The organism is Aphanizomenon sp. CS-733/32 (genome assembly GCF_028330045.1).
Classification (GTDB): domain Bacteria; phylum Cyanobacteriota; class Cyanobacteriia; order Cyanobacteriales; family Nostocaceae; genus Dolichospermum; species Dolichospermum gracile.
Map to the genome: position 1 here is coordinate 1 of NZ_JAQMSE010000038.1, position 8,905 is coordinate 8,905.

At 35.8% G+C, this 8,905-nt stretch carries 10 protein-coding genes; 5 read left to right on the forward strand and 5 right to left on the reverse strand.

Features of this window, described 5'->3' with window-relative positions; genetic code table 11:
- Nucleotides 1-420 precede the first annotated feature (420 nt).
- The gene (locus tag PN471_RS03570) at nt 421-870 is read left to right on the forward strand and encodes an acyl-CoA thioesterase (RefSeq protein ID WP_193899324.1); all 450 of its coding nucleotides are present in this window, start codon (nt 421-423) and stop codon (nt 868-870) included.
- Here the strand turns inward: PN471_RS03570 and PN471_RS03575 are convergent, their stop codons facing one another.
- From PN471_RS03575 to menA, 3 genes are all read right to left on the reverse strand, one after another.
- The gene (locus PN471_RS03575) at nt 871-2,196 is read right to left on the reverse strand and encodes a 2-succinylbenzoate--CoA ligase (RefSeq protein ID WP_271775690.1); all 1,326 of its coding nucleotides are present in this window, start codon (nt 2,194-2,196) and stop codon (nt 871-873) included.
- On the reverse strand, nt 2,181-3,221 hold the full coding sequence (locus tag PN471_RS03580; protein ID WP_271775691.1) for an o-succinylbenzoate synthase: 1,041 nt from the start codon (nt 3,219-3,221) through the stop codon (nt 2,181-2,183). The genes PN471_RS03575 and PN471_RS03580 overlap by 16 nt, the downstream gene beginning before the upstream one ends.
- A gap of 127 nt (nt 3,222-3,348) precedes the next feature.
- Nucleotides 3,349-4,248 (reverse strand): 2-carboxy-1,4-naphthoquinone phytyltransferase, encoded by a 900-nt coding sequence (gene menA / locus PN471_RS03585; RefSeq protein WP_271775692.1) that lies wholly within the window; start codon nt 4,246-4,248, stop codon nt 3,349-3,351.
- Nucleotides 4,249-4,352: 104 nt separating this feature from the next.
- Here menA and PN471_RS03590 point away from each other — a divergent pair, with 104 nt between their 5' ends.
- Both PN471_RS03590 and PN471_RS03595 read left to right on the forward strand, forming a co-directional pair.
- Nucleotides 4,353-4,493: a hypothetical protein gene (locus PN471_RS03590; protein WP_271775693.1), complete on the forward strand. Its 141-nt coding sequence runs from the start codon at nt 4,353-4,355 to the stop codon at nt 4,491-4,493.
- Nucleotides 4,494-4,572: 79 nt separating this feature from the next.
- Complete coding sequence (locus tag PN471_RS03595) at nt 4,573-5,988, forward strand: isochorismate synthase (protein WP_271775694.1); 1,416 nt, start codon at nt 4,573-4,575, stop codon at nt 5,986-5,988.
- Nucleotides 5,989-6,059: 71 nt separating this feature from the next.
- On the opposite strand, the gene PN471_RS03600 is transcribed toward PN471_RS03595, so the two are convergent.
- A complete protein-coding gene (locus tag PN471_RS03600; RefSeq protein WP_271775695.1) occupies nt 6,060-7,385 on the reverse strand; it encodes a glutamate-5-semialdehyde dehydrogenase in 1,326 nt (441 codons plus the stop codon).
- A gap of 233 nt (nt 7,386-7,618) precedes the next feature.
- Nucleotides 7,619-7,885 carry a hypothetical protein gene (locus PN471_RS03605; RefSeq protein ID WP_193899332.1) on the reverse strand — a complete coding sequence of 89 codons (267 nt, stop codon included), beginning with the start codon at nt 7,883-7,885 and terminating at the stop codon, nt 7,619-7,621.
- Between the two features lie 565 nt (nt 7,886-8,450).
- Between PN471_RS03605 and gvpA the strand changes: the two genes are divergently transcribed.
- Complete coding sequence (gene gvpA, locus PN471_RS03610; RefSeq protein ID WP_015080752.1) at nt 8,451-8,666, forward strand: gas vesicle structural protein GvpA; 216 nt, start codon at nt 8,451-8,453, stop codon at nt 8,664-8,666.
- Nucleotides 8,667-8,780: 114 nt separating this feature from the next.
- Nucleotides 8,781-8,905: gas vesicle protein GvpJ (gvpJ, locus tag PN471_RS03615; protein ID WP_271775696.1), on the forward strand; the 125-nt coding region annotated here is incomplete at its 3' end.

The window sequence follows — 8,905 nt, forward strand, 5'->3', positions numbered from 1 at the left end:
ACTTGATGAGGCAATTACTATGGCGGTTAATGCTATTACTGATGAAAATGCTCTCAATTGGTTTAATCATTGTGGATTGTTTTTTGACCCTATTTAGATAGCTATTTTTGTACTGGACTTGATCACAAACTGCTGTAATTTAAATGAGAGTCCTCTAGCTATAGCAACATCGCAATTTTTTATTAAAAGTTAATATGAACAATACCTTGTCCATTTTCTGCTTTGTTGGGTTAAGCGACAGCGCAACCTAACGCATTTGTTGGGTTTCATGCTATTGCTTCGCGTTCACGCAGTGTCCCGCAGGGATACGTTTACGTTCCACAACCCAACCTACAAATCAAGACTTTTTCTAATTTAGACAAGGTATTGATGAAGTAAAATGATATGTAATAGCAGATTTTAATTCAGGACATTTTTGTAATGGCTTTTATATATTACTACACCGTAAGATTTGAAGATACTGATGCGGCTGGAGTCGTTTATTTCGCTAACATTTTGAGAATTTGTCATGAAGCTTATGAGGTTTCATTAGCAGCTTCTGGTATTAATCTTAAATCATTTTTTACTAATCCATCTGTGGCTTTTCCTATTGTTCATGCAAATGTAGATTTTTTACGTCCTATGTATTGTGGTGACAATTTAATGATTAGTCTATTAGCAGAAAAAATAGGTTTAGATAAGTTTGAAATTACCTATGAGATGATCATAGATGAAGTCATAGTTGCAAGGGCAATTACTAGGCACGTTTGTATTGATGCAAGTAGTAAAATGAAGCAGGAATTACCAGATTATATGAATAATTGGTTAACCACTAATCACAGAGATGCGGAAGGTGCAGAAAGAAGAAAATCAAGGGAGGATGTGATGTGATTAGTTGGTTTTTAGAATATCTTCGGCGATTTTTTGGAGTTGTTGACGGTTGATTTTACCTTGAGTATTCCGAGGTAAGTTCGGTAGGGAAATCCAATGTTTGGGAATTTTGAATTTACTCAGTTGATTTTTTAGTTGAGTTTGAATTTGCAAATGAGAAATATTTTGATGATTGGGAATATACATAGCTGTTAATGCTTGTCCCCAATGTTTATCAGGTACACCAATTACACAAACATCAGTTACCATTTGAGTTTTTCTAATCGCCGCTTCAATTTCGATTGGATAAACGTTTTCCCCACCTGTAATAATTTTATCGCTATTTCTGCCAATAATATGTAAGTATTCTTGACTATCTAAAAAACCCAGATCATCAACTATAAAGTTATTTCTATTTTCCCAGATTTGGGGATAATAACCTAATGCTAAAGATTGAGTTTGAATATTTAGATTTCCTGGGGGATTATCAATGATAATTTTAGCATGGGGCAGAACTTTTCCACTATTAAATTTACCTTGTAAAAATTCATCTGGTTTGAGTGTTGCTATTTGAGAAGCGGTTTCTGTCATTCCATAGGTAGGTGCTAATCTAATTTGATGAAATCTCGCTTTTTCTAATAGTTCTTCCCAAGGTGGCGCACCTCCTAAAAGGACAGTAGAAAATTGGGATAACCATTGAGTTAATGCGGGATTTTGGTAGATTTTTTGTAGTTGGGTAGGAACTAAAGATATAAAAAAATCGTGGGGATTAATATTTGGTAATTGCCAATTTTCTAAGGTTTTAGACGTGGTAATTACTAATTTACCGCCTGTTGTAAAGGAACGCATAAATTGCATTAATCCACTCACATGATATAATGGTAATATACAAAATGAATTAACTGCATTGATTTGAAAATATTCTGTAAATCCCTGTACAGAGGCGGTTAATGTTTGCCATGTATGAATAGCAAATTTGATCTTTCCTGATGAACCACCAGTAGGAATCATGATACTATGGGGGGTTGGTGATTGGTAATTGGGAATTGGTGATTTTGAAAAGTGATAATCTATTCCTAAAACTATATCTGGTTGAATTAAATTAAAGACTTGTTCCCATTCGTCTGGACTCCAATCTGGGTTACAGAGAAAAACTGGACATTTAGCCGCACAAGCCGCAATCAAACTTCCTAAAAATCTTACTGGTGATTTTTCTGCAATGATGATTTTTGGGTTTGATAACTGGGTTAATTTTAAATATAATTCTGTTGCTATCTTTGGTAATTCTTGGCTATGATCACAAATTAGCCAATCATGATTTTGGAGATTATTTAAAAGTTCTTCCATAGGTTTTCTAGCCAGTTTGCTTCTTGTTGTTGAAAAAAGTGGTTAATTCCAAAGCCAACAGCGCGGTTATTTGTGGATAATTCTGCGGCTAATTGTAGTGAGGCTTGTCTACCAATTTCGGTTTCAAATACAGATGAAAATACCATATCAATTTGATGTTGTTTGCAAAACGCTCTTAACTGAGATGGTGAACCAAATATTCCCGGTTTAATTACAAATATTCCTCGCCAACCTTGATGAAAACATGATTCTAGTTGGTGGAGATTGGCGATAGATTCATCTAAGGCTATGGGTGTTAAATATAAGTTACTTAATGCTTGCATTTCTGTAAATTTATCTACAGATAAAGGTTGTTCGATAAATTCGATTTTTGGTGAGAATTGATCACATTTTTTTAACCATAATTTAGCTTGTTGATAAGTAAGTCCGCCATTAGCATCTAAACGTAATTTTGCTGATGTTGGTAAACTGGAAATGAGTAAATCAAATATTTCTAATTCTTGATTGATTTCATAAACACCGATTTTCCATTTAAATGTTTTATATCCTTGTTTCCATAAGTTACTCCATTGATTTAATGCTGATTTTCCGGCTGGTAATAAGCCGCTGTAGGTGACATTAGTAAGATTAGGCGATTGGAAATCACGGCTATACAGGCGAAACCCACCTGGGTGGGTTGAAGATTCAAAATTACCTGGCGACTGGAAGTCACGGCTATACAGACAAAACCCACCTGCGTGGGTTGAGGATTCAAAAGCAAATTGACAGGCTGGTAATTTATCGGGAATTGCGAAAATTATCTCTGTGGTAATTGTTTGTGGAAGTTGACGACAAAAATCTAAGGCTTGTTCTATGGTTTCTGAACCAAACCAGGAAATAGGAGAAATTTCTCCCCAAGTAATCTGATTTTTTTCGTCAATTAAGCGGATAATTATGCTTTCGCGGATTTCCCAAACTCCATGATTTGTAATAATAGGTTTGGTGAATTTTTGACTAAAGTAACGAAAGGAAAATTGATAAATCATGAGTAGAGACGTTCCGGCGAAACGTCTGTACAGGAGTCAGGAGAAATAAAGAAGAAGTAAGAAGAAGTAAGAAGAAATTTTCTCCCCTTCTGTGTTCCTTCTTATATATCCTAAATTCTGACAATTATTAACCCAGAATAAATCCCACACCCAAGAATAAGCAACTCACAAAATGAACTCTGATAGCGATGAATTTAGAGTTACTTACTTTGTCTGGTTGATTGTGATTTTCTAAGACGTGACGACATAATTGAATTGCGAAAGGTAAACTTAGGAAACTGAGTACAGTCCAAATTGGGAAAATATTCAAAATCACAAATAGCAAAGTTAAAGGATAAATACTCGCAGTGAATCCGACTAAAATCTTTGCGCCTGTTTGCGTTCCTAAGCGCACAATGGGAGATTTCTTTCCGGCGGCGATGTCATCTGCAACTTGATGAAAATGGGAGCAGAATAGCACTAAACTAGTAACAATGCCCAAAATCACGGAAGCTGCTAAATTGATGATAGACCAAGTTTGAGTTTGACTGTAATAGGCTGCACTCATACCCAATGGACCAAAGGCAAAAAAGCAGAGAAATTCCCCTAAACCCTGGTATCCTAGCCGAAAGGGAGGACCTTGGTACATATAGCCTAAGCTGCAGCATAAGAGGATTATAGCAATAACTGTGGGGTCTTTTTGCAAAAGAGCGATCGCTATTATTCCCAACAACCCCAAACCTAAACACAGGTTTCCTGTCCAAAACATTAAAGTTTTGTTACCAGTTAAATTCACCAATGAATGATGTTTATTTTTATCAATTCCAGTATCAGAATCAAAGACATCATTACTAATATTTTCCCAAGCTAAAATTAAAATCGCCGCCGCAATAAATAAAGAAAATATTGTTATATTAAAAATCTTTACTTCCCTAAATGCTACCGTCGAACCTACCCAAATCGGCATAATAGCCACACTGTACATTGGCGGTTTAATAGCCGCCAGCCATAGTTTAGCTTGAGGTGGTGAAATCTGAGTTGAAGTCATCAGTCGTGATTAATTAAATTACCAGAACTTTAGTTATCAGTTAAATTTTATAATTTTCCAGGAACCTCGACTAGCTATTTGAGATTTATGATTGTTGATCACTCATGAGGACAATCAATAAATTACCAAAAAATGCTAATTTTATGATTATAGGCGAATATCCTGCCATAAAACCTGCTATCTTGCCGTCAAAACAGGATAAACCCCATAATCAAGCTAAATTTATGCTGGTTAATGGTGACTAAATTATGTTACCTATAAAAATACCACCATGATTCATTACATTTTAGGAAGATAACGTAATAAAAATTAACTTATACATCCATGACAATTTCACCATGTCGCAGCCACACCTTTGTAGATTACAAATACCTTAATCAATTGCTATTAGAGGTTCAGGAAAATTGCCGTCGCCATAATAATAGTAAAATTGTCAGTATTCCCCTAGAAATTAGCTTAGTTGATCCTTTGCTATTTTTCGATCAATTTAATCATAAAAATACCATAAACTTTTATTCTGAAAATAGAAGTAATGGTGAAGCAATAGCCGCAATTGGCACTTTAGATAAAATAGAAATCTCTGGTCAAGATAGGTTTACAAAATCAGAAGAATTCATCAAAAATTGTCTGGAAAACATAATTCCTATCTCTGATAAAAATCAGACTTTTTCCCTACCTCGATTTTTTTGTAATTTTAGTTTTTTTGATCACCATAAAAAAGCAGATTATCCATTTCCTTCTGCTACGGTTTTCTTACCTTGTTGGCAAATAGCTTTAAAAAATAATCGCTGCACATTAATAATGAATACAATTATTAATTCTAGGATGAATATTCCCAAAATATTGGATAATTTACAACGCCATTTAGAAATTATTAGATCCTTGCATACCCATTCTCTAAATATTGATAAATCTCCTTTAAATTTATATAAAAAGATCACTAATAATGGTGATAAATTTAAAACTTCTGTTGCATCAGTTTTAGAAATCATCCACGCTAACCAGTTAAGAAAAATCGTTTTAGCTGATACCTTAGATGTCAGTGCTAATCATGATTTTAATTTATTAAATTCCTTGAATAATCTCCGGCAATCACATCCTAATTGTAATGTATTTTCCACCAGTAATGGTAAAGGACAGAACTTTATTGGTGCTAGTCCAGAACGATTAATTAGTATTCAGAAACAGCAGTTAATTACTGATGCTTTGGCAGGTTCAGCCCCCAGAGGAAAAACCCCCACAGAAGATGCTACAAATGCTAATAATTTAGTTAATAGCACCAAAGAGAAACACGAACATAAACTGGTGTTAGATTTTATTACTCAACATTTATCTCAACTGGGTTTATTCCCCCAAGTTTTAGCACCTAGACTGCGACAATTATCGAATATACAGCATTTGTGGACACCAATTAGCGCAGTAGTTCCGAATCATATTCACCCTCTACAAATAGTTGCCAAACTCCATCCTACTCCAGCAGTAGCGGGGGCAGCGCGAGATATTGCTTGTGCAGAAATTCGTCGTTATGAAAGTTTTGAAAGGGGTCTATATGCAGCCCCTTTAGGGTGGGTAGACGGGGAAGGAAATTGTGAATTTATTGTCGGGATTCGTTCGGCTTTAATTGATGGGAATTATGCGAGATTGTATGCAGGTGCGGGTATTGTTGCCGGTTCAGATCCTGAAAAGGAATTTGCAGAAGTGCAACTTAAATTGCAAGCTTTATTAAAAGCTTTGGTTTGAAGTGAGGACTTATGGATAATTAATTATTATCACGGAATGGGCGCAGACCCTGCGCCCCTACTGCTATTATATTATAAGTCTCGATGACTAAATGATTTTGCGTTTGCACCTGTGTAGGTTTTCACAATATGTCCATTACCAGACATTTGATATTTATATGTTATCAACCCTTCTAAACCAACTGGTCCCCGAGGGGGCATTTGTTGGGTACTAATTCCCACTTCTGCACCAAATCCATAACGAAACCCATCAGCAAATCGGGTAGAACAATTATGATAAACTCCTGCTGCATTGACTAAGCCTTGAAATGTTTCTGCGGCTGTGATATCTTCAGTAATAATGGCTTCTGTGTGGCGAGAACCATAATTTTCAATGTGGGATATGGCTTCATTTAAAGAATCAACTATTTTAATGGCTAAAATCAAATCGCTATATTCTGTTTCCCAGTCTATTTCTGTGGCTGGGGCAATATCTGGTAAAATTTGTAAAGTACGTTCATCACCTTTTAGTTCTACATTTTGTGCTTGTAAAGCTACGGCAACTTGGGGCAGAAATTCGGCAGCAATGCTACTATGAACTAGCAAAGTTTCAATGGCATTGCAAGCTGCGGGATATTGAATCTTAGAATCTACGGTAATACTAATAGCTTTGGCAATATCGGCGAATTGATCTACATAAAGATGACAAATTCCATCAGCATGACCTAATACGGGAATGCGGGTATTGTCTTGGACAAATTTCACAAAAGCATTAGAACCTCTGGGAATAATTAAATCTACATATTTATCTAATTGCAAAAGTTCTAATATTTCTTCTCTACTGGTTAACAATTGCACGACATCGGGATTAACTACCGTGTGAGATAATCCTTGTTTAATGGCTTTAACTATAGCTTCGCAAGAACGTAATGCTTCTTTTCCACCTTTGAGAATTACGCCATTACCGGATTTAATTGCTAAGGAAACTATTTGAATTGCGGCTTCGGGACGGGCTTCAAAAATGATACCTAAAACGCCCAAAGAACAGGTAATGCGTTTGAGAATTAAACCTGTATCAATTTCTCGATGAATTTGAACTTTACCAATAGGATCTTCCAGTTTACCAACATCTCGCACACCAGCGATCGCATCCCTTAATTTATGTTCGTCCAAAAGTAGGCGTTTATAAAGGGGTTTAGCGATTCCTGCCGCTGTCGCCCCTTGACAATCAGCCAGATTTGCTTGCAAAATATCATCCTGAGCTAATTCTAAAGCTTGTGCGATCGCTTCAATGGCTTGATTTTTATCTTCAGTGGAGAGAACCGCCAGCTTACTTGCCGCTTGTCGAGTTTGTTGTGCGATAGCTTCGCTTGCAGTAGGCATCGCACTTAAAGGAGAAACAATGTCGAGAATAGTCATAGCACGCCAGAATTTTCAAGTATGGTAACAATCTGTGTCTTTCTCCCATCCTATCAATCTTAGTTAGCCAATAACTAATAAACAGATTATTGATATCTGACGCACCCTACCAATGTGCCAGTTGCGTAAGTCCTGAATCTCTATAACTTTTTCAACCAATAGTTATGGAAAAATTAGCTATTTCAGCTAATTTCCCCCTATTTCGCTCATTCGAGCCAATTGAGTCCAGAAACTTAACCTTCTTGAACTTGACGCTCAAAGTCTGAGCAAGTTTTTTCCACTACAGCCAGAGCTAAAGGATAGATATTATGATGCTCCTCTTTCAACCAACCCAGGAGATTAGCCAACTGAGCATTCCGTAAATCTAAATCCGTCTGAAAAATAATTGAAGTAGCCATCGCTTGAGCATATTGAGACGGATGTCCTTGCTGAATAAACGTATCCACTAAAGCGGCTAAAGCTGTCTGTGGCACAGTAGGAGGAGTCCCTGGTATAGACATAGTTTTTAGAAAAAATAATTAGTTAAATCATCCTACTTTATTTAAACAAAGAGTGGCTAATAGTAAGACTACTTAATTTCAAAGAGAAATTCTCGGAAATTTACGGGAATTTACTGTAGACAAGGCTTACATACTGAGAGATGATTTCACCTAGCTTTTATATTTCCTACGCATTTAGAAATAGTCTACTCACTTATTTTTTAGAGATACCTACAGCCCTCTATGCCCTACAATATTTATCTAAATTCTAGCCCCAAAAGACTCAAAAAGTGTGGACAGCCTGAGTTTATGCAGTCCCTCAATATTAAGAATGGAAATAAAAATCCCATATATTAATTAAATATTAATCAAATAAACATAAGAATATCATCCAGGCTCTCTAAGTAATACTGATAAGTAGTACAGACCAAATTATAAATAATGAATGAATACTGAAAGTTACATTTATTTACATTTTTTACCCTTCAACCTATTTACATCTTTGGGAATAAGTGATATTTGTATATTGTGGTTGGTTAAACAACTAACTAACCATCAAACAACAATGAGCTAAGGTGCAAACATTATGGCAGTCGAAAAAACTAATTCTTCCTCCAGCTTGGCAGAAGTTATTGATAGAATCCTTGACAAAGGTATCGTAATTGATGCTTGGGTTCGTGTTTCTTTAGTTGGTATCGAACTACTAGCAATTGAAGCTCGGATCGTTATTGCTTCCGTTGAAACCTACTTAAAATATGCAGAAGCAGTTGGTTTAACCCAATCCGCAGCAGTTCCTGCTTAATTATTAATTAAGTAGATTTCCACAGCATAGTAGAATAACTCGAAGATCAAAATCTGACAGTTGTTCTCTACATAAGATCAATTTCACAACCACAAATAACAAGGATTTAAAAAAATGGCAGTCGAAAAAACTAATTCTTCCTCCAGCTTGGCAGAAGTTATTGATAGAATCCTTGACAAAGGTATCGTAATTGATGCTTGGGTTCGTGTTTCTTTAGTTGGTATCGAACTACTAGCAAT